A 25,112-nucleotide genomic window follows, 5' to 3' on the forward strand; every position below is an offset into this window, starting at 1 on the left:
ACTGCAGGGGGGACCCTGTGGGAGAGTAGGACGCCGCCGAACAACTTTTCCGGGAAGGCCCCGCACCTTGGTGCGGGGCCTTTCTGCATTTCCGGACGATTCCGGACAGTACCGGACAGGCGCCGGGGGTTTCCGGGGTGATACGAAGGCACCCGGCCGGCCCGGCCTAGGGTGATCGTATGAGCTACGACCTGGTGATTTTCGACAACGACGGGGTGCTCGTCGACAGCGAGCCCGTCGCCAACGCCATCCTCGCCGAGTACCTCACCGAGCTGGGGCATCCGACCTCGTACGAGGACTCGCTCCGCGACTACATGGGCGCCGCCGTGCACCGGGTGCACGATCTGGTCATGGAGCGCACCGGACAGCGGCTGCCCGAGGACTTCGACGAGACGCTCCACGAGCGGACCTTCGCCGCGTTCGAGCGCGAGCTGGAGACCGTCGAAGGCGTGGTCGACGTCCTGGGCCTGCTGGCGGGCGAGAAGGTTCCGTACTGCGTGGCCTCCTCGGGGACTCACCGGCGGATCCGGGTGGGACACCGGAAGACCGGGCTCGACCGCTGGTTCCCCGACGAGATCGTGTTCAGCGCCCAGGACGTCGGGCGCGGCAAGCCGGCCCCCGATCTCTTCCTCCACGCGGCCGCGCGGATGGGTGTGCCGCCGGAGCGCTGCGTCGTCGTGGAGGACAGCGTCCTCGGCGTACGGGCGGCGGTGGCGGCCGGGATGGACGTCTACGCGTTCACCGCGATGACCCCGGCCGCCGTACTCGAAGGCGCCACCGGGTACTTCGGGTCGATGAAGGAGCTCCCCGGCCTGCTCGGCCGCGGCTGATCCCCCGGCCCGGGGCGCCGGGGCACCGGCCGCCGCACCCGGGCGGCGCGGTGGCCGCGGCCCGGGCCGGATACGGTGGCGGGCATGAGCGGCCGGGCGATGCTGATGTGGGACGAAGCGGTAACCGCGTACGACTTCGGGGACGGCCATCCCATGGACCCCGTACGGCTCGAACTGACCATGGGCCTGGTACGGGCCGTCGGGCTCGACCGGGCCGTGGACGTCGTCGCCGCGCGGCCCGCCGGAGACTCCACCCTCCGGCTCGTCCACCGGGCGGACTACGTGGCCGCGGTACGGGCCGCCTCGGCGGATCCCCGTACGGCCGACCAGGCCTACGGGCTCGGTACGACGGACGACCCCGCTTTCGCCGGGATGCACGAGGCCTCCGCGCTGATCGCCGGCCAGTCGGTGGCGGCCGCCGAGGCCGTCTGGCGGGGCGACACCGCGCACGCCGTGAACTTCGCCGGCGGGCTGCACCACGCCATGCCGGGCTCCGCGGCCGGTTTCTGCATCTACAACGACGCCTCCCTCGCCATCGCCCGGCTGCTGGAGCTGGGCGCCGAGCGGGTGGCGTACGTGGACACCGACGTCCACCACGGGGACGGGGTGCAGGCCGCGTTCTGGGGCGATCCGCGGGTGCTCACAATCTCCCTCCACGAACATCCGAGAACCCTCTTTCCCGGCACCGGCTGGCCCGAGGAGACCGGCGCCGCGGGTGTCGCCGAGGGCGGGGCGGTCAATGTCGCGCTGCCGCCGGGGACGGGCGACGAAGGGTGGCTGCGGGCCTTCCACGCGGTCGTGCCCGAGCTGCTGGCCGGCTTCCGGCCGCAGGTGCTGGTGACCCAGCACGGCGCCGATACCCACTTCGAGGACCCCCTCGCGCATCTGGCGGTCTCCCTCGACGCCCAGCGCCTGGTCCAGGAGGCCTGCCACACGCTGGCGCACGAGCACACCGAAGGCGGCCGGTGGCTGGCCCTCGGCGGCGGCGGGTACGCGGTCGTCGACGTCGTCCCGCGGTCCTGGACGCATCTCGTGGGGATCGCCGCACACGCACCCGTCGACCCGGAGTCGGCGGTGCCGCAGGACTGGCGCGACCGGGTGTACGCGCTGACCCGGCAGTCCGGACCGCGGCGGATGACGGACGGCCGGAAGCCGGGGTGGCGGGAGTGGGACGCCGGATACGACCCGGCCGACCGGCTGGACCAGGCCGTGCTGGCGACCCGGCGGGCGGTCTTCCCGCTGCGCGGCCTCCTGCCGTAGGCCCCGCCTTCCCGCGGCACCTCTCCGCGGGGCCTCCCCCGACAGCAACCCCCCAGCACTCCCTCCGCACCACTCCCTCCGCGGCCTCCCCGGTCCGACGGGCCCGCCGCGGCCAACACGCCTTCCGCACGACCGGACGGGCGCCGCCCGGATGTGGAGAGGCGTGAAAACGGCCTCCGCGGGCCCCTGTTGGGCCGAACGCGGGACCGGGGTGGGAAACCACCGCCCGGCCGCTCGGCGCCGCGGCAGCATCGTTCCTGTGGCGATGAGTCGAAGGGCGCTCCGGGCCCATCTGGTGGCCTCCGGTCTGGCGGGAACCGTCGCGACGACCCGGGAGGCCAGCCTCCGCCGGTACCGGCTGTTCGCGGCCGGTGATCCGCGGGCCCGGCTCGGGCTCCTCCCCGAAAACGACTGGAGCGAGCAGGACGTGCTCGCGCTCGTCGCCGACAGGTGTGGTGTTCCGGCCGATCCGGGACGGGTCTCGGGACCCGAGACCATCGACCCCGAGCGGACGCTGGACGCGCTGGACGCCTTCGCCGGGCGGCTGTCCGCGGTCGCCGCCCGGCGGGGCGCGGTGCTGCTCGGAACCGGCCATCCGCACCGGCTCCTGGGCTTTTACGGCGGAATCGCAGACGCTTTGTCGGCGGCGGGCTGTCTCGTCCTCACACCGGCGCAGGGCAGAACTGTCGACATAACGACCCGGTTCGGCGTACGTCAGGGCACGCTGGCATACGTACGAGGGGTCGCGCTGGTGCGGGAAGGCGGCGCACGGGGCACCGTGGCGGGAACCGGCGCACACACCCACTCGCCGCTGCCCCTGCGGCTGGCCCTGGAGGCCCTGGCGGTGGCCGGGGGGCCGTTGCCCGATCTGGTCGTCGGGGACCACGGCTGGCTCTGCGCGGCTGGTCAACTGGGTTTTTCGGCAATCGGCCCGGCGGACGCCGACGATCCGGCCGTCTTCGTCGGCGAGGCGGAGGGGCGGATCGCCGTCGCCGTACCGCTCGACGACGCCGTACGGTCGGCGCATTACCGGCCGCTCATGCGCTATGTACTCAAACGGGCCTGTCTGTCAGGTTAGGCCGCCGTTGGCTGCTCCTCTTCCCCACTCGTACCACCCGCCCCTAGTCTGGGGAGTGAGCGCACAGCGACGAAGAGTCACCGGAGGGGAAGCCGGTGGGCGTCATGTGCGGAAGGTACAGGTGGGTCATGGCTGCTGGCAGCGAGAGGCCTCTCAACGAGGTCAAGTTCCTTACCGTGGCGGAAGTCGCCTCGGTGATGCGGGTGTCGAAGATGACTGTGTACCGGCTGGTGCACAGCGGGCATCTGCCGGCGATCCGGGTGGGGAGGTCCTTCCGAGTCCCGGAGCAGGCGGTGCACGAGTATCTCCGCGAGTCCTTCGTGGGGGTGGAATCCGCATAGCGGGGTGCCCCGCAGGTGACCTGCGGGTGCCCCGGGGTGCGCACGCCGGGCAGGCGGCGCCCTCGGATTACGGGCTCGGAGCTCGGGCGGGTAGGCTAGGCCGACGTAGGTCGTGTGGGCCCAGACGCCCCGCACCGAGTGAAGAGAAGTGAGCGAGGGTAGTCGTGGGCTCTGTTATCAAGAAGCGGCGCAAGCGGATGGCCAAGAAGAAGCACCGCAAGCTGCTCAAGCGCACCCGCGTTCAGCGTCGTAACAAGAAGTAAGGCGTCAACGACGGCTGTACGTGTCGTACGTATCACCGTGGCCCTCCCGCCCTTGTGGCGGGAGGGCCGCAGTGCGTTCGGGGGACGTACGGCCGGTCCGGCGGGCGAACCGCCGCGGAAAGGGCCGGTGCGGACATCTCCCGGCAACGCCGAACCGCTACCGTGGCGTCTGAACGTGTGAACGTGTTCAGCTGTTGTTCGAGGTTCACCTGTTGATCGAGATGGCCGAGGGAAGGCGCTGATCTTGGGAAAGGTCGTGCTCGTGACCGGGGCCGCCCGGCAGCTCGGCGGCCGTCTGGTGCGCAGCCTGGGGCGGGACGACCGGATCGACCGGGTGATCGCCGTCGACGCGGTGGTGCCCGCGCACGGCCTCGGCGGCGCGGAGTTCGTCCGGGCCGATATCCGGCAGCCCGCGATAGGGCGGGTACTGGCCGAACACGGGGTCGATACGGTCGTCCATCTCGATGTCACCGGCACCCCGCTGGGCGCCGGCGGCCGGACGGCCGTCAAGGAGACCAATGTCATCGGCACCATGCAGCTGCTCGGTGCCTGCCAGAAGTCGCCCACCGTCCGGCGGCTGGTGGTCAAGTCGAGTACGAGTGTCTACGGCTCCGCGCCCCGCGATCCGGCCGTCTTCACCGAGACCACCCCGCCCAAGTCGCTTCCGAGCGGTGGGTTCGCGAAGGACGCCGTGGAGGTCGAGGGCTATGTCCGGGGCTTCGCCCGGCGCCGCCCCGATGTCGCGGTCTGCGTTCTGAGGTTCGCCAATATCCTCGGGCCCGACGCGGACTCCCCGCTGGCCGAGTTCCTCTCGCTGCCGGTACTGCCGACGGTCTTCGGCTACGACCCGCGGCTCCAGTTCGTCCACGAGGACGATGTGATCGACGTACTGCTGCTCGCGCTCCGCGAGCCGCGCCGCGCCGCCCTCAACAGCGGCACCTTCAATATCGCCGGGGACGGGGTGCTGCTGCTGTCGCAGTGCTCGCGGCGGCTGGGACGGCCGACGCTGCCGGTGCCGCTGCCCGCGGTGACCTGGATCGGCTCGGCACTGCGTACGGTGGGGGTCACGGACTTCTCGCCCGAGCAGATCCGGCTGCTGACCCACGGCCGGGTGGTCAGCACCGAGCAGATGCGCCGGACCCTGGGGTTCGTCCCCCGCTACACCACCGCGGAGACCTTCGCCGACTTCGCCCGGGCCCGCGGGGCCGGGCTGGTGCCGCCGCAGGCGCTGGCGCGGGCGGTGGACCGGGTGGGGGAGGCACTGGGCGCCCGGACGGGCGGCCCGGCGGCCCCGACGCAGAGCGACGCCGGATAACGGGCGCCGGATCCGGAAAGGAGCGTACGACGATGGCGGACGCCAAGGTCATTCCCTTCGACGACGACCGGGCCCGCGGCGGTACGCCGCGGACCGGGCGGCGGCGTGCGCCCGGGGCGGCCGGCGGGGACGGGCCGTCCGCCGTACGGGACGTTCCGGTGGCCCGGGACGGCCGGAGCCGGCGCGGTGCCCGGCGGGCGGCGGTGCCGGGACCGGCCGCGGACCCCGCCAACCCTGCCAACCCTGCCAACCCCGCGAACCCCGCGGACTCCGCGGAGCGCCCGGCCGGTCCGGTGCCGGTTCCCGCGGCCGCGCCGGCGCCCGACCCCGGTGCCGGCGCGGACTCCGCCGCCGGGGGGAGCGGCAGCGGCTGGGAGCGCAAGCTGGCGAGCGGGCTGGCCTTCCTGCGGCGCCGGGTCACCGGTGAGTACGAGGTCGACGAGTTCGGCTACGACAAGGAGCTGACCGACCAGGTCCTGATGGAGCTGCTGCGGCCGGTGTACGACAAGTACTTCCGGGTCGAGGTGAAGGGCATCGAGAACATCCCCGCCGAGGGGGGTGCCCTGGTCGTCGCCAACCACTCCGGGACGCTGCCGCTCGACGGGCTGATGCTCCAGGTCGCCGTGCACGACCGGCATCCGGCGGACCGGCATCTGCGGCTGCTCGCGGCGGATCTGGTCTTTATGCTGCCGGTGGTCAACGAGCTGGCGCGGAAGGCCGGGCACACCCTGGCGTGCGCGGAGGACGCGGAACGGCTGCTGGCCCGCGGTGAGGTCGTCGGGGTGATGCCCGAGGGCTTCAAGGGCATCGGGAAGCCGTTCGGGGAGCGGTACAAGCTCCAGCGGTTCGGCCGGGGCGGCTTTGTGTCGACGGCGCTGCGGGCGGGCGCGCCGATCGTGCCCTGCTCGATCGTGGGCGCCGAGGAGATCTATCCGATGATCGGCAACGCGAAGACGCTGGCACGGGTGCTGGGGCTGCCGTACTTCCCGGTCACACCGACATTCCCGCTGCTCGGCCCGTTGGGCGCGGTACCGCTGCCGACGAAGTGGACGATTCAGTTCGGGGAGCCGATTCCGACGGACGGCTATCCGCCGGAGGCGGCTGAGGACCCGATGCTGATGTTCAACCTCACCGACCAGGTGCGGGAGCAGATTCAGCACACGCTCTACAAGCTGCTGGTGCAGCGGCGGTCGGTCTTCTTCTAGCGAGTTGCCGGTGGACGAACGGTGAGGGGCCCGGATCGAGATCCGGGCCCCTCACCGTTCTTCGGCACCGTACTGCCGGACGTCCGGCGGCCGCGGGCCCCCGGGGTGCGTCACCGCGCCCCGGGGCAGTCGCTCAGCGGTCCTCCTCCGCGCTCAGCCCGAGGCCGGGGAGGAGGCCGGGCAGCAGCGGCGGAAGGGTGATGTCCGGCTTCGGCTCCGGGGTGGTCCGGCCGTCGGCCGGGGGTGTGGTGCCCTTGGCCGGCGGGTCGAGCAGATCGCCCGCCCCGCCCAGCAGCCCCTGGTCCTTCGGGGCCGCCGGGCCCGGTCCGGACGCCGAAGGACGCGGCCCGCCGCCGGTGCCGGGCGCGGGTGCGGAATCCGTCGCGGACGGGGTGGTACGGGCGTCCCCGGAGGGCCGCTCGGCGGTCTTCTGCGAGGAGGACGTGCCGGGGCGCTCGGAGCCCCGGCCCTGCTCCGGCGGCGCGGGCAGCAGCGACTGGAGGGGACTGACCTCCTCCTCCATGGCCGTGAAGACGTCGTCGACCTCGTTGCTGACGTCGGTGAGCTGGGCCGGGAGCCGCTCCCGCAGGCCGTTCCACTTCTCGCGGTGGGACTGCGAGAAGGAGTTCAGCTTCTGGATCGGCCCCAGCGAGCCGTTGCGCTCGTACGCGGCGTGGAGCAGCCGGTGCGCCTCGCCGACGTCGTGGCGCATGCCGTTGAGCGCACGGCGGACCTCGCCGATGGACTCGTGGTCCATCGAGCCGGACCGGGCGCGCTCCATCAGCCTGCGGGCCTCGTTCAGCCGGGTGGACGCCTGGTCGAGATAGAGCTCGCCGCGGTCGCTGTCGCCGTCGGCCATGCCGAGACGGATGTCCTCCATCCCGCGCTTCAGCCCGTAGAGCGAATCACCGGGGAGGGCGTCGGAACTCGCCGCCGCCACCCCGCCGAAGGCGCCCGCCGCGACCCCGACCGTGAGGCCGCCGGCCGCGAGGCCCTTGGACCAGCGGGAACGGGGCCGCAGTTTCCGCAGAGGTGAAGCCCGATGGGCGCCGCGGCCCGCCTTGCGCTGCTCGGGCACCGTAGGGCCCGTGGCCTCGCCGGCCGCCGCGCCCGCCGTGCCCTCCCGGAACATGGCTTCCATGGCGGCTACGAGCTGGGCCCGCTGCACCACTTTGACCTCGGGGTCCAGCTCCGGCTTGGGCAGCTCGCCGAGGCCGGTCGCCAGGGCCAGCAGCCGCGGCTGCTCCCGCCGGGCCGCGGTCGCGGTACCGGTGGGAGCGGTGGGCTGCGGATCACCGGGGGCTTCGGGGCCGTCCGGTGCCGGGTCGGCGCCCTCGTCGTACCGCTCCGCGGCCGCCTGATCTTCCAGGGCCTGGGCGAAGGCGTTCGCCCGCCGGTGCGCCGAAACGTTCGCGATCACTGGCGGCACCTCCTCTCGTCATGACGATCGACTCCCCTGGGGGTCTGGAGGGTTGCACGTTCTACGCGCATCCACACGATCGGGTGAGTGGCTGCGGGCAGGGCGTGACCACAGGGAGCCTGCATCCGGCACAACGAGCGGCGCGGCACTTGGGTTACGCGCGAAAGATGATCGGACCAGTGCGTCATCGAGGCGTCACCGAGGGGTGTCTTGGGGTCGGGGGACGGGCGGGGGGAGGGGTACTGCGCGGTGCCGTGGCGGGACGGGACGGCATGGGTGGGGGGACGGGGAGGACTCTGGTGCCCACGGCTCAGCGGGCGTCTTCCGGCAGCAGCCGGGCGAGGGTGCGCACGGCACGGTACTGGAGGGTCTTGATGGCACCCTCGTTCTTGCCCATGACCCGTGCGGTCTCGGCGACCGACAGGCCCTGGAGGAAGCGCAGGGTCACACACTCCTGCTGCTGGGGGTTGAGCTTGCGGACGGCTTCGAGCAGTGCCGCGTTCGACAGTGATTCGAGGACCGAGTCCTCCGGGCTGCGCTCGACCTCGTTGGCGTCGAGCATCTCGCCGGTGGTGACCTCCAGCCGGAAGCGGCTGGACTTGAAGTGGTCGGCGACCAGATTGCGGGCGATCGTCACCAGCCAGGCGCCGAAGTCGCGGCCCTGCCAGGTGAAGGTGGAGATCCGGCGCAGGGCCCGCAGGAACGTCTCACTGGTGAGGTCCTCGGCGGTCGCCTTCCCGCCGACCCGGTAGTAGATATAGCGGTACACGGTGTCGCTGTACTGGTCGTAGAGCCGGCCGAAGGCTTCGGCCTCGCCCGCCTGAGCGCGCTCGACCAGCTCCATCATCCGGGCGCTGTCGCTGTCGGCGGTGGGGCGGCGGACCGCGGCCCCGGCGGCCGGGGCGGAGGAGGCGGCGCCGGAGCCGGTCCGGCCGCTCCTTCTGGCGACCGCGCGGCCGCCGCCGGCCCGCCTGCCCTCCACGAGGGCGCTGCGCGCCGGTCCCTCCTTGTAGCCGTCGGCCAGGGCGTAGCAGGGGGCGGCGGGACCGCCGCCGGCGGTGGTGAGGCGGGGCATGGCGAGGGCGGGGACGGCGTACGCGGTGGGGACGAAGCCGCGCAGATGTTCAAGGACCGTCGCGCGGAGCGTAGCCAGGCCCGAGGCGTCAACCCCGACGTGTGGGTACACGGGACTCCCAGAGGCAGAGCTTCCATCACGTGCAGTGCGGGTCCGTTCACCCGTCGTGGCGACGGCGGGGCCCGTATGCGTCTGAGGAGAATAACGCTTCGTACAGGCAGTGCTACGCCCAGTTGCTCAAATCATCGTTTCCGTTGCTTCTGTTACCCCTGGACGACGCATTGGCTCATCGAATATGAGCACTTGGTGATCGGAAACGTTCGGTATCGGCCGAGTGGGGTGGCATGGACAGGGCGTGGGAACCGGCGCCTTCGCAGCCCTGTTCGTATGCCGGGCCGATGAGGGGCGGGCCTGTGGGACGAGAGGTGTTCTGCGGCCCGTGGTGCGGGTGTTGAAGGGGTGCTGTACCGGTGCGGTACGGACCCGGCGCAGGTACGGCAGGGTGCGGGTCCGCGGGCCGGGCGCGCCGGAAGGGGCCCGGGGGGTCAGCGCCGGCGGCGGTGCAGCGCCACCGCGGCGGCCGTACCGCCCGCGATCGCGCCCACTCCGGCGGCCGCCGGGATGCCCACCTTGGCCGCCTTGCGGCCGGTGCGGTAGTCGCGCAGCCGCCAGTCGCGTTCGCGTGCGTGTTTGCGCAGCTTGGTGTCCGGATTGATCGCGTATGGATGTCCTACGAGCGACAGCATCGGAATGTCGTTGTGCGAATCGCTGTACGCCGCGCAGCGCGCGAGGTCGAGGCCCTCGGCGGCGGCGAGGGCGCGGACGGCCTCGGCCTTCGCCGGGCCGTGCAGCGGTTCGCCGACGAGCCGGCCCGTGTACACGCCGTCCACGGACTCGGCGACGGTGCCGAGGGCGCCGGTCAGTCCGAGGCGGCGGGCGATGATCGTCGCGGTCTCCACGGGGGCGGCGGTCACCAGCCAGACCTTCTGGCCCGCGTCGAGATGGGCCTGGGCCAGGGCGCGGGTGCCGGGCCAGATGCGGTCGGCCATGTACTCGTCGTAGATCTCCTCGCCGATGCTCATCAGCTCGGAGACCCGGTGCCCCTTGACGATGGAGAGCGCGGACTCCCGGACGTCCGCCATATGGTCCGGGTCCTCGACACCGGCCAGCCGGAACCAGGTCTGCTGCCAGGCGAACCGGGCGAGTTCGCTGCGCTGGAAGAACTTCCGCTTGTAGAGGCCACGGCCGAAGTGGAAGATCGCGGCGCCCTGCATGACGGTGTTGTCGAGGTCGAAGAAGGCGGCGGCGCGGGTGTCGCCCGCGACGGGGAAGTCGGGGACGGTGTCCCTCGCCGGGGGCCGCGCGGTACCGGGCGTTTCGCCCAGCTCGCCGGCCGCCTTGCGCGCGGCCTCGGCCGCGGCCTCGCCTGCGAGCACGCTGCGCGCGGTCGCGGAGCGCCGTCGGGGGGTGAGCCATCCACGTGCGGCCATAACGCGAGCATAGCCAGTCTGTTCGGGAGTTCCCGAGCGGCCCGGGCGCGGGCGGGTGAACTCCCGGTGGCGGTCCTGCGAGGGGGGCGGCGCGGGCGGGTGCGGCGGGGCGGAGAATGGGCGTATGAGTCCACTGCTGCGGCGTACGAAGAAGAAGGCGGCCAGTGACCGGGTGGTCACGCTGATCGGCAAGCCCGGGTGTCATCTCTGCGACGACGCGCGGGCGGTCGTCCAGGAGGTGTGCGCGGCGGTGGGGGCCCGCTGGGAGGAGAAGGACATCAGCCGGGACGAGGCGCTGCACCGGGAGTACTGGGAGCAGATTCCGGTGGTGCTGGTGGACGGGGAGCAGCACACCTTCTGGCGGGTCGACGCGGGGCGCCTGCGGGGGGCGCTGGAGGGCTGAAGGGGCGGGGCCCTGCGCCCGGCGGGCGGTGCCGCCCCCGAGAGGTGCGGGGCTTCTGCCCTGCCGGGCGCGCCCGGGGCGGCGGGGACGATTCCGGCTGCGGGCCATGGTCGCGTTTCGCGCGGTTCCCCGCGCCCCCGGGTGTCTGTTCGCGGCGCTCCCGGGGGCTGTTTCCCGGGGCCGGGTGGGCGCAGGGGGGTACCCGGGAGGGGTGGGGGAGGGGCAGAGTAAAGGGGACTCGGGGGCGAGCCGGAGGAGAGTGGGTTGCTTTGCCCCCATCGGGTGGGAAACGGTTCGATGCCGTGTGCGGTTCCATGTTTACGGGATCCTCATGCGTGACCCCGGTCACTTTGACTGGACAAAACGGACACAATCTTTGTGCACGCGTTCACAAAGACATAGCCTGCTGTCGACGGGGCGGTCTTGGGACACACGGCCGCCTAGAGCCTCGCTCATCCCGCAGGAGCACCGTGGCAACTGGCCGAAATCACCGACCGGCGACTCGCAGCCGAGGAATCCCCGAGGCCACCGTCGCCCGGCTTCCGCTGTACCTGCGCGCACTGACCGCGCTCTCCGAGCGGTCCGTACCCACGGTCTCCTCCGAGGAACTGGCCGCGGCCGCGGGGGTCAATTCCGCGAAGCTGCGGAAGGACTTCTCGTACCTCGGCTCCTACGGCACCCGTGGCGTGGGCTACGACGTCGAGTACCTCGTCTACCAGATCTCCCGTGAGCTGGGGCTCACCCAGGACTGGCCCGTGGTGATCGTCGGTATCGGAAATCTCGGCGCCGCGCTCGCCAACTACGGCGGTTTCGCCTCCCGCGGTTTCCGGGTCGCCGCCCTGATCGACGCGGATCCGGCGATGGCCGGCAAGCCCGTCGCGGGGATTCCGGTCCAGCACTCCGACGAGCTCGAAAAGATCATCAGCGACAACGGTGTGTCGATCGGTGTCATCGCGACGCCCGCCGGTGCCGCGCAGCCGGTGTGCGACCGGCTGGTGGCCGCCGGAGTCACCTCCATCCTGAACTTCGCGCCGACCGTGCTCTCCGTGCCGGAGGGCGTCGACGTGCGCAAGGTCGACCTGTCGATCGAACTCCAGATCCTCGCCTTCCACGAGCAGCGGAAGTCCGGGGACGGCGGCGAGGTGTCCCCCGGGACCGCCGCCGTCTCCGACCGGGCGGACGTCCGGGCGGAGGGTCCGGCGGACGCGCCGGCCGCCCCGGCGCCCGGCGCCGGGACCGCCGGGCGGAAGGGACCTGACGGGGACATGCCCGCCGTGATGCCGGCATGAGTCTTCTGGTCGTCGGACTGAGCCACCGCAGTGCGCCGGTGAGCGTGCTGGAGCGGGCCGCGCTCTCCGCGGACGCGCAGGTCAAGCTGGCGCAGGACATCGTCTCCGCCGAGCCCGCCGCGGAGGCGGCGGTACTCGCCACCTGCAACCGCATCGAGCTGTACGCGGACGTCGACAAGTTCCACGCGGGCGTCGCCGAGCTGTCGACGCTCCTCGCCCAGCACAGCGGGGTGGGTCTGGAGGAGCTGACCCCCTATCTCTATGTGCACTACGAGGACCGCGCCGTCCACCACCTCTTCTCGGTGGCCTGCGGGCTGGACTCGATGGTCGTCGGCGAGGGCCAGATCCTCGGCCAGATCAAGGACGCCCTCGCGCGCGGCCAGGAGCTGCACACCGCGGGGCGGCTGATCAACGACCTCTTCCAGCAGGCCCTGCGGGTCGGCAAGCGCGCCCACAGCGAGACCGGGATCGACCGGGCCGGGCAGTCCCTGGTCAGCTTCGGCCTGGAGCAGCTCGCCGCCGGTGCCGATCCGGCGGAGTGGGCGGCCGGCCAGCGCGCCCTGGTGATCGGCGCCGGTTCGATGTCGTCGCTCGCCGCGACCACCCTCGCGCGCCTCGGCGTACGCGAACTCGTCATCGCCAATCGCACGCTCGACCGTGCCGAGAAGCTGGCCGCGTCGCTCGCGGCGCTCGGCGCCGGAACCGTACGGGCCGTGCCGATGAGCGCGGTGCCGGACGAACTGACACGTGCATCCGCGGTGGTGTCCTGTACCGGCGCGACCGGGCTCGTACTCACCGCCGACGCGGTCGCCGACGCGCTCGCCGTGCCCGAGGGCGCCTCCGTCGTCCTGGCGGGCGCGGTCCTCCCGGCCGCCGCGGGCGGTGCCCTGCGGGCACCCGACGGCAGCCTGGTGGCGCGGCTCGCGGAGACCGCCAGCCGCGACGGCCGGGTCCGGATCAGGGACCTCGGCGGCGCGCCCGCCGAGGCCGGTGACACGGGCTGCCCCGTCGGCCTCGACGACGGCCATTCCCACGCTCCCGCCTCCGCGGGCGACCCGGCCCAGCACGGCCTCTGGATGGAGAACGCCGGCGCCGCCGTGGTCGTTCCGCCCCGCCAGGCCGTGCGCCGGCCGGGCGGCTCCGTCCGCATGGCCCTGCTCGACCTCGCCATGCCCCGCGATATCGATCACGCCGTCCACCGCATCCCCGGTGTCCGGTTCGTCGATATCGAGTCGCTCGCCGAGGCCTCGGCCGACGCGCCCATGGCGGCCGATGTCGACCAGGTCCGTGACATCGTCGCCGCCGAGGTGGCGGCCTTCGGGGCGGCCCAGCGCGCCGCCCGGATCACGCCCACCGTCGTCGCCCTGCGCGCGATGGCCGCCGATGTCGTCGCCGGTGAACTGGCCCGGCTCGACGGCCGTCTCAGCGGCCTCGACGAGAAGCAGCGCGGCGAGATCCAGCAGACCGTACGGCGGGTGGTGGACAAGCTCCTCCACGCGCCGACGGTCCGGGTGAAGCAGCTGGCGGGTGAGCCCGGCGGTGCCGGGTACGCCGACGCCCTGCGCACCCTCTTCGACCTCGACCCGGAGACCGTGGCGTCCGTCAGCCGGGCCGATGTGAACGACCGCGAGACCGACGCCGAGAACCGAGGGCGATCATGACCGAGAGGGCACTGAGGCTCGGGACCAGGCGGAGCAAGCTCGCCATGGCCCAGTCCGGGCAGGTGGCGCGGGCGGTGGAGGCGCTGACCGGCCGTACCGTCGAGCTGGTCGAGATCACGACGTACGGCGACACCTCCCGCGAGCACCTGGCACAGATCGGCGGCACCGGCGTGTTCGTGGCCGCGCTGCGCGAGGCGCTGGCCGCGGGCGAGGTGGACTTCGCGGTTCACTCGCTGAAGGACCTTCCGACGGCACAGCCCGCCGAACTGGTGCTGGCGGCGATCCCGAAGCGCGAGGACCCGCGGGACGTGCTGATCGCCCGCGACGGGCTGGCCTTCGGCGAACTGCCGGAGGGCGCCCGGGTCGGGACCGGCTCGCCGCGGCGCGCCGCGCAGCTCAACGCGTACGCGCGGGCCCACCACACCCGTATAGAGACCGTCCCGATCCGGGGGAACGTCGACACCCGGATCGGATATGTACGCAGCGGTGAACTGGACGCGGTGGTACTCGCCGCGGCCGGTCTGAACCGTATGGGCAGAAGTGACGAGGTGACCGATTTCCTGTCGGTCGACTTTGTGCTGCCCGCCCCCGGCCAGGGGGCCCTGGCGATCGAGTGCCCCGCGCACGACACGGAGCTGATCGCCGTTCTCGCCGAGCTCGACGACCCGGTCACCCGGGTCGCCGTGACCGCCGAGCGTTCCCTGCTCGCCGCCCTGGAGGCCGGCTGCAGCGCACCCGTGGGGGCGCTCGCCGACCTGTTGGGCGACGGCCAGGCTGTCACTGAAATGCGCCTGCGGGGTGTCGTCGGTACCACCGACGGCGCGACGCTGGTGCAGCTATCCGTCACCGGTCCCGTACCCACGTCGCACGGCGACGCCATCGCGCTCGGTCGCGAACTCGCGTCCGAGATGCTCGCCAAGGGTGCGGCCGGTCTTATGGGGGAGCGAGCGTCTTGAGCCCCACCACCCACCTGTCCACGGCGTACGACTCGGCACACGGGCACGTCACTTTCCTCGGTGCCGGTCCCGGCGATCCGGGACTGCTGACCCTGCGGGCCGTCGAGGCCCTCGCGGGAGCCGACGTCCTGATCGCCGAGCCCGATGTGCTCGACGTGGTGCGCGGCCATGCGCGGGCGAGCGTCAGCACGCCTGAGCTGACGGTCATTGACGATGCGTCAACAGCCGCCGGAATCCCCGTACTCAGGGATGCGGTCAATCTTGTCATGGAGGCCGCGCGCACCGGCAGGCGGGTCGTGCGTGCGGTGAGCGGCGATCCGGGTCTCGACGCGGACGCGGGCCACGAGATGCTGGCCTGCGCCGCGGAGGGCATTCCCTTCGAGGTGGTGCCGGGTATCGCGGCCGCCGTCGGCGTACCCGCCTATGCGGGTGTGCCGCTGCGGGACGCGCAGGGCACGGACGTCCGGTTCGTCGACGCCCGCACCGCGAGCGAGCGGTGCTGGGCCGAGGTGGGCGCGAGCGACGGCACGGTCGTGGTCTCCACCACCCTGGACGCGGTCGCGGCCGCGGCGGGCGAGCTGGTCGCGGCCGGCCGCAAGCCGGACACCCCGCTGACCGTCACCGTCGCCGGGACCACCACCCGGCAGCGCACCTGGAGCGCGACGCTCGGGACCATCGCGCAGGTCTTCAAGCAGGGCAAGGTGCTGCCCTCCCCGGAGGGCCACCGGCCGGTGATAGCGGTGGTCGGTGAGCGCAGCGCGCCCGCGCAGCGCGATCAGCTCGCGTGGTTCGAGTCGAAGCCGCTGTTCGGCTGGAAGGTGCTCGTCCCGCGGACGAAGGAGCAGGCGGCGTCGCTGTCGGACCAGCTGCGTTCGTACGGTGCCGTCCCGCACGAGGTGCCGACGATCGCGGTGGAGCCGCCGCGTACCCCGCAGCAGATGGAGCGGGCGGTCAAGGGCCTGGTCACCGGCCGGTACGAGTGGATCGCCTTCACCTCGGTGAACGCGGTCAAGGCGGTCCGGGAGAAGTTCGAGGAGTACGGGCTCGACGCCCGCGCCTTCGCCGGGATCAAGGTCGCGGCGGTCGGCGAGCAGACCGCGAAGTCGCTGATCGAATTCGGTGTGAAGCCCGATCTGGTGCCGAGCGGCGAGCAGTCGGCGGCCGGGCTGCTGGAGGACTGGCCGCCGTACGACCCGGTCTTCGACCCGATCGACCGGGTGTTCCTGCCGCGTGCCGATATCGCCACCGAGACCCTGGTGGCCGGTCTGATCGAGCTGGGCTGGGAGGTCGACGACGTCACGGCCTACCGCACCGTGCGGGCCTCGCCGCCGCCGGCCGAGACCCGCGAGGCGATCAAGGGCGGTGGCTTCGACGCGGTGCTGTTCACCTCGTCCTCGACCGTACGGAACCTGGTCGGGATCGCGGGGAAGCCGCACAACGTGACGGTGATCGCGTGCATCGGCCCGGCGACGGCGAAGACGGCGGAGGAGCACGGGCTGCGGGTGGACGTGCTGTCCCCGGAGCCGTCGGTGCACCGGCTCGCCGAGGCGCTGGCCGAGTTCGGCGCGGGGCGCCGGGCGGCGGCGGTCGAGGCGGGCGAGCACGTCACCCGGCCGAGCGAGCGGCGGCCGGGCGGGCGGAGACGGCGTACGACGACCTGAGCGGCGCGTACGGCGTACGGCGATCTGAGCGTTTCGTCTGCGAAGTACGGCGACCTGAGGGTTCGGTGGGCCCGGTGGGGGTGGTGAGCCCCCACCGGGCTTTTCCGTACCGTGGGGCGGCGCGGGCTTACGGGTTGAGCGGCTCGGGCACCGGGGAGCCCTTGACGACGAGCCGGGGGTACCCCTGGGCCTGGATCACCGCGCTGATGGCGTTGGCGATATCGACGGGGGAGACCCGGTTCGCCGGGTTGTCCTCGTTGGAGAGGCTGAAGGACACCGTGACCGCGCCCTGGTTGCCGCCGGGGTAGGTACTGGTGCCGGTGAACGTCGTTCCATTGCCGAAGACGGCCATGTTCGCCTCCATAGGGGCAGAGGGTTACGGGTTGAGGGTCGCCTGCGCCTGGGGCCCGGTGAAGAAGAGCTTCTGGTAGCCCTTGCCCTGGACCAGGGCGTTGAGCGCGTTGGCCACCTCCAGCGCGGTGACCGCGGGCACGCCCGGGAGCTGGAGGTTGTTGCTGACGGAGAAGGTGACGCCTACCCAGCCCGGGTCGACGCCCGTGCCGTACTCGGCGGTCGCCCTGAACGTCGTTCCGTCGTCGAAAACGGCCATGCGGGCCTCCGGTGAGCGGAAGTCGAGCGGTGACGGGTGCGCCCGGTGCGGAGCCGACCGTCCGTCGGCGGGGCCGGGGCGCTCGGCAAGAGAAGCACGGCCCCGCGCCGGGCACCATCAAATCCATTGCCGGAGGCAAGGATCCGGTGGGAGTCTCCGGCCATGACGACCGACGATCCCGCCCCCGATCCCGCACCCGGTACCGCGCCCGCTGCCGCCCGCTCCGCCCGCGGCACCCTGCTCGCCGGGCAGCTCGACATGGTCTGGGCCCTCTTCGAGTACCACCTCCAGGGCCTGGACTTCGAGGACCATCTCTGGGAGCCCGCGCCCGGGGCGTGGACCGTACGGCCCGACGGCGCGGGCCGCTGGGTGCCCGACTGGCAGGTGCCGGAGCCCGACCCCGTACCGACCACGTCCATCGGCTGGCTCTCCTGGCATATCGGCTACTGGTGGACGGTCACCCACCGGCACTGCTTCGGGGACGGCGCCCCGGCGCGCGAGGAGATCTTCTGGCCCGGGGGCGCCACGGCCGCCGCCGACTGGCTGCGCGGTCTGAAGGACGAGTGGCGCGCCGAGCTGGTGCGGCTCACGGACGAGGACCTGGACTCCACCGGACGGACCGCCGGGCTGCCGCTCTTCGGCGGCACGGAGTTCACGCTGGCCGAGGTGGCCGCGTGGGTGAACTTCGAGCTGGCGAAGAACGTGTCCGAGATCGGGCTGACCGTGCGGCTGCGGCGGGCGGTGGCGTAGGGCCGTGGCGTAAGGCGGGCGTTCCGGGGCCGGGGGCCGGTGTGCTCCCGGGCCGGTGGGCCGAGGGCGGGGGCACTGGCTTCGGCCGCGCCCCGGCCGGGGCGTAGCGTGGGTGTTATGAGTACGTACGGTTCCTTTCCCGGTTCCCGGCCGAGGCGGCTGCGGACCACCCCCGCCCTGCGCCGTATGGTCGCCGAGACCCGGCTGCACCCCTCGGATCTGATCCTTCCGGCCTTTGTCCGCGAGGGCATCTCCGAGCCCGTGCCGATTTCCGCGATGCCCGGCGTCGTCCAGCACACCCGGGACACGCTGCGGAAGGCCGCGGTGGAGGCGCGCGCGGCCGGGGTCGCCGGGATCATGCTCTTCGGGGTGCCGGAGGACGCGAAGAAGGACAACGCCGGGACGGCCGGGACCGACCCGGACGGCATCCTCCAGGTCGCCATCCGGGATGTGAAGGCCGAGGTCGGCGACGAGCTGGTGATCATGTCGGACCTCTGTCTCGACGAGTACACCGACCACGGCCACTGCGGTGTGCTGGACGCCGACGGCCGGGTCGACAACGACGCCACGCTGGAGCGGTACGCCGAGATGGCGCAGGTCCAGGCGGACGCGGGCGTCCATGTCGTGGGCCCCAGCGGAATGATGGACGGCCAGGTCGGTGTCGTCCGGGACGCGCTCGACACGATCGGCAAGGAGGACGTGTCGATCCTCGCGTACACCGCGAAGTACTCCTCCGCCTTCTACGGCCCGTTCCGGGAGGCCGTCGGCTCCTCGCTGCGCGGTGACCGCAAGACGTACCAGCAGGACCCGGCGAACGTCCGGGAGTCGCTGCGCGAGCTCGCCCTCGACCTGGAGGAGGGCGCGGACATGGTGATGGTGAAGCCGGCCGGTCCGTACCTCGATGTGCTGGCGAAGGTCGCGGAGTCGGTGTCGGTGCCGGTGGCCGCGTACCAGATCAGCGGCGAGTACGCGATGGTCGAGGCGGCGGCGGAGAAGGGGTGGATCGACCGGGAGAAGGCGATCCTGGAGACCCTGACGGGGATCCGCCGGGCCGGGGCGCAGATGATCCTCACCTACTGGGCGACGGAGGTCGCGCGAGGGCTCTGACGGTCCGGGCGGCCGCCGGGCGAGGATCCGGTCCGGGTGCCTCCGGGGGCGGCGGACCGGTCGGCCGGACCCCGCCCCGGGCCGCCCGGACCGGGGGCGGCCCGGCCGGCCGGTTCCGGCCGACCGCCGGATCGCGGCGTGTACACCTTCAGGGCGTATTTCCCCGCCTCTACTTGACGCCTTCCGCCGCCACCCGGAGTCTGTGCCTCGCCCCAACCGTGCCCAGAGCCGGAGGTTCCCATGGCGGGTACCGCTCCGACGGACGGCGTGCCCTGGTTCGACGTGACGGATCCGGACTTCTCGATCACCTCCGCCGCGGTCCACGCGGCGCGCGAGAAGTCCTGGTACGCCCGCACCGTCCACGGCCCGGCGGTCCTCCGCCACGCGGAGACGGAAGAGCTGCTCAAGCACCCCCTGCTCCGGCAGGGGAGCGTGTCCTGGCTGGCCCGCAACGGGGTGACCGAGGGGCCGCTCGCCGACTGGTGGGCGAGCTGGATACTCCACCGGGAGGGCGAGGAGCACCGCAGGCTGCGGCGGCTGATGAACCCGGCCTTCTCCGCCCGGCGGACCGCGGCCCTGCTGCCCCGCTTCCGGGCCCTCGCCACCGAGCTGACGGACGCGTTCGCGGACCGCGGCCACTGCGAGTTCGTCTCGGAGTTCGCCGAACCCTACGCGGCCCGGGTGATCGCCGTGCTCCTCGGCCTGCCGGAGCCGGAGTGGCCGTTCATCGCCCGTGAGTCCGCCGCGCTGGGTCTCGCCATGGGGGTGAACGTCCGCCGGGACGTCGACCGTATCGAGCGGGCCCTCGCCGCGCTGTACGCCTACGCCGACGAGCTGATCGCGGACCGGCGGGGCCGGGAGCGCGACGACTTCGTCTCCCGGCTGGTCCGGGCCACCCGGGAGGGCGACCGGCTCAGCGGTGCCGAACTCCGTGACGGGCTGGTGCTGCTGATCTTCGGTGGCTTCGACACGACCAGCCATCAACTCGGTCTGGCCCTGCGGACCTTTGCCCGCCATCCCGCCCAGTGGCGGCTCCTCGGCGAGCGGCCGGAGCTGGGCGCTCCCGCGGCCGAGGAGGTGATGCGGGTCGATCCCACCGTGCGCTGGATCACCCGGGAGGCGGTGGCGGACTTCAGCTTCCGGGGGCTGGACATCCCGGCCGGAACGACCGTCCAGCTGTGGAGCGAGTCCGCCGGTACCGACCCGCGGGTCCACGGTGCGTACTCCTTCGACATCACCGCCGAACGGGAACCCCACTTCGGTTTCGGCGGCGGAGTCCACCACTGCCTCGGCCACTTCGTCGCCCGCGCCGATATGGCGGAGGCACTGCCGGTGCTCGCCCGGCGGATGCGGGACCTGCGGACCGGCGAGGGCGCCGTCCACCTCCCCGACTCCGGCAACACCGGCCCCGTACGCCTCCCGCTCCTCTTCACCCCCGCTCCCTGACCGGAGTGGGTCCCCTTCCCCGCCGTGCTAACCCTGTGAGGTCTCTTTGAGCACCACCGCGCTCGACCGCCACCGCGAACAGAACACCGACCGGGAGGCCGTGGACGCCTTACGGAAGCGCATCGCCGAGGCCGGGGTGGAGTACATCTACTACCAGACGGTCACCCTCGGCGCCCGGGTGGTGGGCAAGGTCGTTCCCGCGGTCCATCTGGTCCGCAATCTGGAGAAGGGCGTCCAGCTCCACCGGTCCGTCGCGGCCGATATCCAGGCCGACCGGCACGGCACCCTGCTGGGCGGCGGCACCCGGGCCGCCGAGTTCACCGCCCTGCCCGACCTCGACACCTTCGCCGTACTGCCCTGGGACACCGGTGTCGCCCGGTTCTTCTGCCGCACCTACGAGCCGGCGCACCGGCCGGAGTGCGGTGGTGAGCCGTTCGCGGCCGATGTGCGCGGCCATCTGATCCGGCGGCACCGGGAGTTCACCGAGCGGACCGGGCTCGTCCTCCGCTCCGGCTGCGAGCCCGAGGTGACCTGGACCGGGCCCGGTCTGGAGGTGTTCAACCGCCCGGGTGGCTGTCCGGCGTACCAGGTCGAGCAGCTGGAACGCTGCAGGCCCATCTACCGGAAGGTGATCGGCTACGGCCGGGCGATGGGGCTCGACATGATCGAAGGCGACTACGAGGACCCCGGGCAGCTCGAACTGAACTGGATGTACGACCGGGCCGAGCTGACCGCCGACCGGCTGATGACCTTCCGCCAGATCTGCCGTCAGGTCTCCCGCGAACTCGGTCTCACGGTCAGCTTCATGCCCAAGCGCGCCACCGGGGTCATGGGCAACGGCTGCCACCACAACCTCAGCCTCTGGCGCGGCGACGAGAACGTCCTGGCCGAACCCGGCCGCCGGGAACTCCATCTCTCCGAGACCGGACGGCATGTCCTCGGGGGCATCCTGGCCCATGCCGCGGGCGCCATGGCGGTGATGGGATCCACGGTGAACTCGTACAAGAGGTACTGGGACGCCGGACTGTTCGCCCCCGGGGCGATCGACTGGGGGATGGACGACAAGACCTGCACCGTACGGCTGTCCGCCGTCGGCCGTCTTGAGCTGAAGCTCCCGGACGCCATGGTCAACCCGTATCTCTCCCATGCCGTCCTGCTCGCCGCCGTCGCCGACGGCCTGAAGAACCGGATCGACCCCGGGCCGCCGCAGGAGGCCGGGGGCGCGGGCGGGGTCCGGTTCCCCGCGCTGCCCGCGACCCTGGGCGAGGCGCTGACGGCCTTCGCCGGGGACGCCGTGGTCAGGGGCGGGCTGACCGAGGAGACCGCCGAGCTGTATCTCGCGCTGAAGGGCGACGAATGGGCCCGGTTCTGCGCGGCCGTCACCGACTGGGAGCACATGATGTACGCCGACGGCACGCCCTGACCGCGTACAGCGGAGGAGTGCTGCCTTTCGCAACCGCCACTGCCACCGCAACCGCCACCGCGTGATAACTGCGTACGCTGTACCTTTGCTTATCCGAATACTGCGTACGGTGTACCGCACGGTACGCGGCCGAGGCGGCGGAGGTACGGATGACGATCCTGGTGACCGGTGCGACCGGCAATGTCGGACGCCTGGTGGTGAACGAACTGGCCGGGCGCGGGCTGCCGTTGCGGGCCCTGACCCGCGACCCTGCCAAGGCCGCGGCCTTCCCCGCGGGCGCCGAACCCGCCGTCGGCGACCTGGCCCGGCCGGAGAGCCTGGCGGCGGCGCTGGCGGGCGTCGACCGGCTGGTGCTCTTCCCGTACCCCGACACCGCGGAGGAGACCGTCGCCCTGGCGAAGGCGGCCGGGGTGCGGCGGATCGTGGTGCTCTCGTCGGCGGCGGTGACCGGCGGCTACGACACCACGTTCCACCTCCCGGTGGAGCGGGCGGTGGAGGCGTCGGGCCTGGAGTGGACGTTCGTCAGGCCCGGCGAGTTCGCCGCCAACAAGCGTGAGCTGTGGGGCCCTTCGGTCCGGGCGGAGCGTACGGTCTACGACACCGCGCCCGACTGGGCGGCCTCCCCGCTCCACGAGGCGGACGTCGCCGACGCGATCGTCACCGCCCTGCTGGCGGACGGCCACGCCGGGCGGGCGTACACCTTTAACGGCCCGGAGTTCCTCACCGTACGGGAGCAGGCGGCCGTCCTCTCCCGCGAACTGGGTGAGGAGATCCGCGTCGCCGAGGTCACCCCGGAGGAGCTGCGGGAACGCTATCTGGCCCAGGGCGGCTTCGCCGCTGAGGCGGCGGACTTCCTGCTGGGCTTCGAAACGTACGACGGCGAGGACGCGGCCGCCGGCGACACCCCGGAGCCGGAGCTCTCGGACGCCCTGGTGGAGGCCTCGTCGGAGATCGTCACGGGCCGCCCGGCGCGGACCTTCGCGGAGTGGGTGCGGGAGAACGCGGCCGTGTTCCGGTAGAGGGTGGGGCGGGGGCCGCGGTGGAGCGACCCCCGCCCGTATGGCCCCTTCCCTGCTACCGGCTGACCTGGATCAGGGCGTTCGTGCCGCTGCTGCGTCAACCGGCGGCTCGGGTCAGCAGCGCCTCTATACGGGAGCGGACGGACGCGGCCCGGGGGTCGGTATAGAGGGTCAGATGGGTCAGGGCCTCGATCCAGTGGCCACGGGCGGTCTCGGGGTCCTCCGGGTGAACGGCCGCGGCCAGGTGGTCGAGTTCCAGGGCGAGTTGCCAGGTGTCCCCCAGATCACGGTGAACGGCCGCGGCCCGGCGGTGGAAGAGGGTGGCCTCGCCGTGGCGGTCCATCGCCGCATACGTCCGGCCCGTGCCGCGCCAGGCCAGGGCTTCGCGGCTGCGGTCGCCGAGGCGTCGGTAGAGCATGGCGGAGCGCTGGTAGGCGGCCAGGGCGTCGCCGTGCTGGGCGACGGTGCGCTGGATATCGCCGAGGGTGAGGAGCCAGAAGCCTTCCCGGGCGCGGTCTCGGAGGGCGAGCGCGATGTCGAGAGCCTCGTCGATGGAACGCCGGGCGGCATCCGCGTCGCCCTCTTCGAGCCGCAGGGCGGCCGCGATCCGAAGGACGTTGCCTTCACCGCCGCGATTGGCTAGGGACCGGTGCGCGGCAAGCGCCTCCTCGATGACCGAGGCGGCCTCGGGCAGCCGGCCGGCGCTCAGGCGCGTGCTGGCGATGTTGGAGAGCGCGGTGGCGGTTCGTACACCATCTCCCAGGTCTCGGAAAACGGACATGGCCTGCCCGAAATACGTGTCCGCCTGGTCGAGTTCGCGCAGTCGTAGATGGATCAGGCCCATGAGATTGAGCGCCTGGGCCTCGTCGAACCGGCTCTGCGAGCTGCGAGCCAACGTGACGGCTCGCTCCAGAGCGACCAAGCCCTCGGAGAAACCGTTCAGAGCCCTGTGCGCGATGCCCGTGTGGAGGAGCAGCCGTGTCTGCGCTCTCCGGTCCTCTCGTCTTGTCGCTGCCTCCAACCCGATTCGGCTCATTTCCAGCCAGTCCCGTTCCGACGAGGACGTGGGACGTGCGAACCACAGGACGGTGGCCAGCTGCCAAGCCGTCTCGTCCATTCCGTTTCGGGCGGCGTCGCGCACGACGGCGAGGAAGTTGCCCTGTTCCCGTTCGGACCAGTCGATGGCGGCGTTGTAGTCGGTGAAGACGAGGGGTGTGACTTCCGGCAGGGGTTCAGGCAGTGGCAGATGATCCTCTACCGGATAGAGCCACGCCTGGGCGGCGTCAGCGGTGTGGAGGTACCAGCTCAGGACGCGTCGTCGCGCAGCTTGCCTCTGGCCGGACGACTCCTCCGCCTGCGCAAGGTCGATGGCGTACGCGCGTAAGAGGTCGTGGAACTGGAATCGGTCCGGAGCGGTCTGCTCCAGCAGATGGGCCCCGACCAGATCGTCGAGTAGCCGGCGTGTTCGACCGGGTGCGACGTCGCCGAGAGCGGCGGCAGCGGGAAGGCTGAACGCCGCTCCAGGGTGCAGGCCGAGGAGGCGGAAGAGACGGGCCGAGTCCGTGGACAGAGCGCGGTAGGACCAGGTGAAGACCGAACGGATGGCTTCGGCCTCGTCATCGATGCCGGTACTGAGGGCGTCCCAGAGGGCGGATTCGTCCCGCAGATCGCTGATGAGTTCGTCGAGCCGCATGTGCGGGTGGCTGGCGGCCCGTTCGGCGGCGATCCGCAGGGCAAGCGGCAGACGGGCGCACAGGTGCGCCAGTTCTGCGAGTCTGTCGCCGTCGTCCTCGGGTCGATAGCCCCTCGTGACCGCGCGCAGCAGAGCGACTGCCTCGGGCTCCGGAAGCGTGCCGAGGGTGATCCTCCGGGCGCCGTCACGCACTGAGAGGCCCGCCAGGCGGCTGCGGCTGGTGACCACGACGAGGCTGTCTCCTCCGCCGGGGAGCAGCGGCCGGACTTGGCTGACCGTGGCCGCGTTGTCCAGGAGGATCAGGACCCGGCGGTCGGCGATCAGTGAGCGGTACATCGCTGCCGCGTCGTCGACGTCTTGGGGCACGTCGGCCGGGGCCACGCCCAGGGCCCGCAGGAAGCGCTGAAGCGCCTGCGCGGCCGTGACCGGTTCTCCGGGGTCGTACCCGCGGAGGTTGACGAAGAGCTGGCCGTCGGGGAACTGGTCCTTGACCTGGTGCGCCCAGTGCAGGACCAGCGAGGTTTTGCCCGCGCCCGCCGTGCCGGCCACCACGTGAACGGAGACGACGACGCGTCCGCCGTTTTGGTCGGCGAGCACCGCGTTCAGCTGTCCCAGCTCGTGGGAGCGGTTGACGAAGGTGTTCACGTCGGCCGGGAGCTGGCGTGGGACGGGCCCTGACGGCCCCCGGGCGGCGGCCTGGTGGAAGTGGATGTCACCGGTGACGCTCCCGGCCTGCACGACATCGCGAGACGATCCGGAAAGGTCGTTCTGCGAGTCTCCGGGGCGTCTGCTGTCCTCTGTGGGCACGTCGACCGAT

The 25,112-nt window shown here is 72.2% G+C and carries 23 protein-coding genes; 17 read left to right on the forward strand and 6 right to left on the reverse strand.

Features of this window, described 5'->3' with window-relative positions; translation table 11 throughout:
- Positions 1-179: 179 nt before the first annotated feature.
- The 7 genes from ACWDR0_RS25350 to ACWDR0_RS25380 all read left to right on the forward strand — a co-directional run bounded on the left by ACWDR0_RS25350 (position 180) and on the right by ACWDR0_RS25380 (position 6,292).
- Positions 180-830, forward strand: a complete 651-nt coding sequence (locus tag ACWDR0_RS25350; protein ID WP_456354062.1) for an HAD family hydrolase — start codon at positions 180-182, stop codon at positions 828-830.
- Between the two features lie 84 nt (positions 831-914).
- Complete coding sequence (locus ACWDR0_RS25355; protein ID WP_456354063.1) at positions 915-2,090, forward strand: acetoin utilization protein AcuC; 1,176 nt, start codon at positions 915-917, stop codon at positions 2,088-2,090.
- A gap of 265 nt (positions 2,091-2,355) precedes the next feature.
- The gene (locus tag ACWDR0_RS25360; protein ID WP_456354097.1) at positions 2,356-3,168 is read left to right on the forward strand and encodes a phosphatase; all 813 of its coding nucleotides are present in this window, start codon (positions 2,356-2,358) and stop codon (positions 3,166-3,168) included.
- Between the two features lie 128 nt (positions 3,169-3,296).
- A complete protein-coding gene (locus ACWDR0_RS25365) occupies positions 3,297-3,509 on the forward strand; it encodes a helix-turn-helix domain-containing protein (RefSeq protein ID WP_014046653.1) in 213 nt (70 codons plus the stop codon).
- A 164-nt stretch (positions 3,510-3,673) separates the two neighbouring features.
- Positions 3,674-3,772: a 30S ribosomal protein bS22 gene (locus ACWDR0_RS25370; RefSeq protein WP_003948845.1), complete on the forward strand. Its 99-nt coding sequence runs from the start codon at positions 3,674-3,676 to the stop codon at positions 3,770-3,772.
- Between the two features lie 244 nt (positions 3,773-4,016).
- Positions 4,017-5,087: an NAD-dependent epimerase/dehydratase family protein gene (locus tag ACWDR0_RS25375; protein ID WP_456354064.1), complete on the forward strand. Its 1,071-nt coding sequence runs from the start codon at positions 4,017-4,019 to the stop codon at positions 5,085-5,087.
- A gap of 32 nt (positions 5,088-5,119) precedes the next feature.
- The gene (locus tag ACWDR0_RS25380) at positions 5,120-6,292 is read left to right on the forward strand and encodes a lysophospholipid acyltransferase family protein (RefSeq protein WP_456354065.1); all 1,173 of its coding nucleotides are present in this window, start codon (positions 5,120-5,122) and stop codon (positions 6,290-6,292) included.
- Positions 6,293-6,425: 133 nt separating this feature from the next.
- Here the strand turns inward: ACWDR0_RS25380 and ACWDR0_RS25385 are convergent, their stop codons facing one another.
- The 3 genes from ACWDR0_RS25385 to ACWDR0_RS25395 all read right to left on the reverse strand — a co-directional run bounded on the left by ACWDR0_RS25385 (position 6,426) and on the right by ACWDR0_RS25395 (position 10,277).
- Positions 6,426-7,712: a DUF5667 domain-containing protein gene (locus ACWDR0_RS25385; protein WP_456354066.1), complete on the reverse strand. Its 1,287-nt coding sequence runs from the start codon at positions 7,710-7,712 to the stop codon at positions 6,426-6,428.
- 310 nt (positions 7,713-8,022) lie between these two features.
- Positions 8,023-8,898 carry an ECF subfamily RNA polymerase sigma factor, BldN family gene (locus tag ACWDR0_RS25390; protein ID WP_456354067.1) on the reverse strand — a complete coding sequence of 292 codons (876 nt, stop codon included), beginning with the start codon at positions 8,896-8,898 and terminating at the stop codon, positions 8,023-8,025.
- Between the two features lie 434 nt (positions 8,899-9,332).
- The gene (locus ACWDR0_RS25395; protein ID WP_456354068.1) at positions 9,333-10,277 is read right to left on the reverse strand and encodes an HAD family hydrolase; all 945 of its coding nucleotides are present in this window, start codon (positions 10,275-10,277) and stop codon (positions 9,333-9,335) included.
- A 124-nt stretch (positions 10,278-10,401) separates the two neighbouring features.
- On the opposite strand from ACWDR0_RS25395, the gene ACWDR0_RS25400 reads away from it, so the two are divergent.
- The 5 genes from ACWDR0_RS25400 (at position 10,402) to ACWDR0_RS25420 (ending at position 16,247) form a co-directional block, all read left to right on the forward strand.
- Positions 10,402-10,680 carry a glutaredoxin family protein gene (locus ACWDR0_RS25400; protein WP_456354069.1) on the forward strand — a complete coding sequence of 93 codons (279 nt, stop codon included), beginning with the start codon at positions 10,402-10,404 and terminating at the stop codon, positions 10,678-10,680.
- A 470-nt stretch (positions 10,681-11,150) separates the two neighbouring features.
- On the forward strand, positions 11,151-11,969 hold the full coding sequence (locus ACWDR0_RS25405) for a redox-sensing transcriptional repressor Rex (protein WP_456354070.1): 819 nt from the start codon (positions 11,151-11,153) through the stop codon (positions 11,967-11,969).
- The gene (locus ACWDR0_RS25410; protein ID WP_456354071.1) at positions 11,966-13,630 is read left to right on the forward strand and encodes a glutamyl-tRNA reductase; all 1,665 of its coding nucleotides are present in this window, start codon (positions 11,966-11,968) and stop codon (positions 13,628-13,630) included. The genes ACWDR0_RS25405 and ACWDR0_RS25410 overlap by 4 nt, the downstream gene beginning before the upstream one ends.
- Positions 13,627-14,586 carry a hydroxymethylbilane synthase gene (gene hemC / locus ACWDR0_RS25415; protein ID WP_456354072.1) on the forward strand — a complete coding sequence of 320 codons (960 nt, stop codon included), beginning with the start codon at positions 13,627-13,629 and terminating at the stop codon, positions 14,584-14,586. Before ACWDR0_RS25410 ends, hemC begins: the two co-directional genes overlap by 4 nt.
- Complete coding sequence (locus tag ACWDR0_RS25420; protein ID WP_456354073.1) at positions 14,583-16,247, forward strand: uroporphyrinogen-III synthase; 1,665 nt, start codon at positions 14,583-14,585, stop codon at positions 16,245-16,247. Before hemC ends, ACWDR0_RS25420 begins: the two co-directional genes overlap by 4 nt.
- Before the next feature lie 127 nt (positions 16,248-16,374).
- Here ACWDR0_RS25420 and ACWDR0_RS25425 read toward each other — a convergent pair whose 3' ends face one another.
- Entirely contained in the window at positions 16,375-16,611 is a 237-nt protein-coding gene (locus ACWDR0_RS25425; RefSeq protein ID WP_456354074.1) for a hypothetical protein, read from the reverse strand.
- Between the two features lie 12 nt (positions 16,612-16,623).
- Entirely contained in the window at positions 16,624-16,857 is a 234-nt protein-coding gene (locus ACWDR0_RS25430) for a hypothetical protein (RefSeq protein ID WP_456354075.1), read from the reverse strand.
- Between the two features lie 162 nt (positions 16,858-17,019).
- Between ACWDR0_RS25430 and ACWDR0_RS25435 the strand changes: the two genes are divergently transcribed.
- The 5 genes from ACWDR0_RS25435 (at position 17,020) to ACWDR0_RS25455 (ending at position 22,602) form a co-directional block, all read left to right on the forward strand.
- Entirely contained in the window at positions 17,020-17,607 is a 588-nt protein-coding gene (locus ACWDR0_RS25435; protein WP_456354076.1) for a DinB family protein, read from the forward strand.
- A 117-nt stretch (positions 17,608-17,724) separates the two neighbouring features.
- The gene (gene hemB / locus ACWDR0_RS25440) at positions 17,725-18,714 is read left to right on the forward strand and encodes a porphobilinogen synthase (RefSeq protein ID WP_456354077.1); all 990 of its coding nucleotides are present in this window, start codon (positions 17,725-17,727) and stop codon (positions 18,712-18,714) included.
- A 240-nt stretch (positions 18,715-18,954) separates the two neighbouring features.
- Positions 18,955-20,160 carry a cytochrome P450 gene (locus ACWDR0_RS25445; protein ID WP_456354078.1) on the forward strand — a complete coding sequence of 402 codons (1,206 nt, stop codon included), beginning with the start codon at positions 18,955-18,957 and terminating at the stop codon, positions 20,158-20,160.
- A 46-nt stretch (positions 20,161-20,206) separates the two neighbouring features.
- Positions 20,207-21,583, forward strand: coding sequence for a glutamine synthetase family protein (locus ACWDR0_RS25450; RefSeq protein WP_456354079.1), 1,377 nt, complete (start codon positions 20,207-20,209; stop codon positions 21,581-21,583).
- 149 nt (positions 21,584-21,732) lie between these two features.
- A complete protein-coding gene (locus tag ACWDR0_RS25455) occupies positions 21,733-22,602 on the forward strand; it encodes an NAD(P)H-binding protein (protein ID WP_456354080.1) in 870 nt (289 codons plus the stop codon).
- Positions 22,603-22,699: 97 nt separating this feature from the next.
- Here ACWDR0_RS25455 and ACWDR0_RS25460 read toward each other — a convergent pair whose 3' ends face one another.
- On the reverse strand, positions 22,700-25,102 hold the full coding sequence (locus ACWDR0_RS25460) for an ATP-binding protein (protein ID WP_456354081.1): 2,403 nt from the start codon (positions 25,100-25,102) through the stop codon (positions 22,700-22,702).
- Positions 25,103-25,112 lie beyond the last annotated feature (10 nt).

This window comes from Streptomyces sp. NPDC003691, assembly GCF_053981115.1.

Bases quoted from the DNA above. Each gene is read 5' to 3' on its own strand.
- ACWDR0_RS25350 (WP_456354062.1), top strand. From the start codon at position 180: ATGAGCTACGACCTGGTGATTTTCGACAACGACGGGGTGCTCGTCGAC.
- ACWDR0_RS25355 (WP_456354063.1), top strand. From the start codon at position 915: ATGAGCGGCCGGGCGATGCTGATGTGGGACGAAGCGGTAACCGCGTAC.
- ACWDR0_RS25360 (WP_456354097.1), top strand. From the start codon at position 2,356: ATGAGTCGAAGGGCGCTCCGGGCCCATCTGGTGGCCTCCGGTCTGGCG.
- ACWDR0_RS25365 (WP_014046653.1), top strand. From the start codon at position 3,297: ATGGCTGCTGGCAGCGAGAGGCCTCTCAACGAGGTCAAGTTCCTTACC.
- ACWDR0_RS25380 (WP_456354065.1), top strand. From the start codon at position 5,120: ATGGCGGACGCCAAGGTCATTCCCTTCGACGACGACCGGGCCCGCGGC.
- ACWDR0_RS25395 (WP_456354068.1), bottom strand. From the start codon at position 10,277: ATGGCCGCACGTGGATGGCTCACCCCCCGACGGCGCTCCGCGACCGCG.
- ACWDR0_RS25400 (WP_456354069.1), top strand. From the start codon at position 10,402: ATGAGTCCACTGCTGCGGCGTACGAAGAAGAAGGCGGCCAGTGACCGG.
- ACWDR0_RS25410 (WP_456354071.1), top strand. From the start codon at position 11,966: ATGAGTCTTCTGGTCGTCGGACTGAGCCACCGCAGTGCGCCGGTGAGC.
- hemC (WP_456354072.1), top strand. From the start codon at position 13,627: ATGACCGAGAGGGCACTGAGGCTCGGGACCAGGCGGAGCAAGCTCGCC.
- ACWDR0_RS25425 (WP_456354074.1), bottom strand. From the start codon at position 16,611: ATGGAGGCGAACATGGCCGTCTTCGGCAATGGAACGACGTTCACCGGC.
- ACWDR0_RS25430 (WP_456354075.1), bottom strand. From the start codon at position 16,857: ATGGCCGTTTTCGACGACGGAACGACGTTCAGGGCGACCGCCGAGTAC.
- ACWDR0_RS25435 (WP_456354076.1), top strand. From the start codon at position 17,020: ATGACGACCGACGATCCCGCCCCCGATCCCGCACCCGGTACCGCGCCC.
- hemB (WP_456354077.1), top strand. From the start codon at position 17,725: ATGAGTACGTACGGTTCCTTTCCCGGTTCCCGGCCGAGGCGGCTGCGG.
- ACWDR0_RS25445 (WP_456354078.1), top strand. From the start codon at position 18,955: ATGGCGGGTACCGCTCCGACGGACGGCGTGCCCTGGTTCGACGTGACG.
- ACWDR0_RS25455 (WP_456354080.1), top strand. From the start codon at position 21,733: ATGACGATCCTGGTGACCGGTGCGACCGGCAATGTCGGACGCCTGGTG.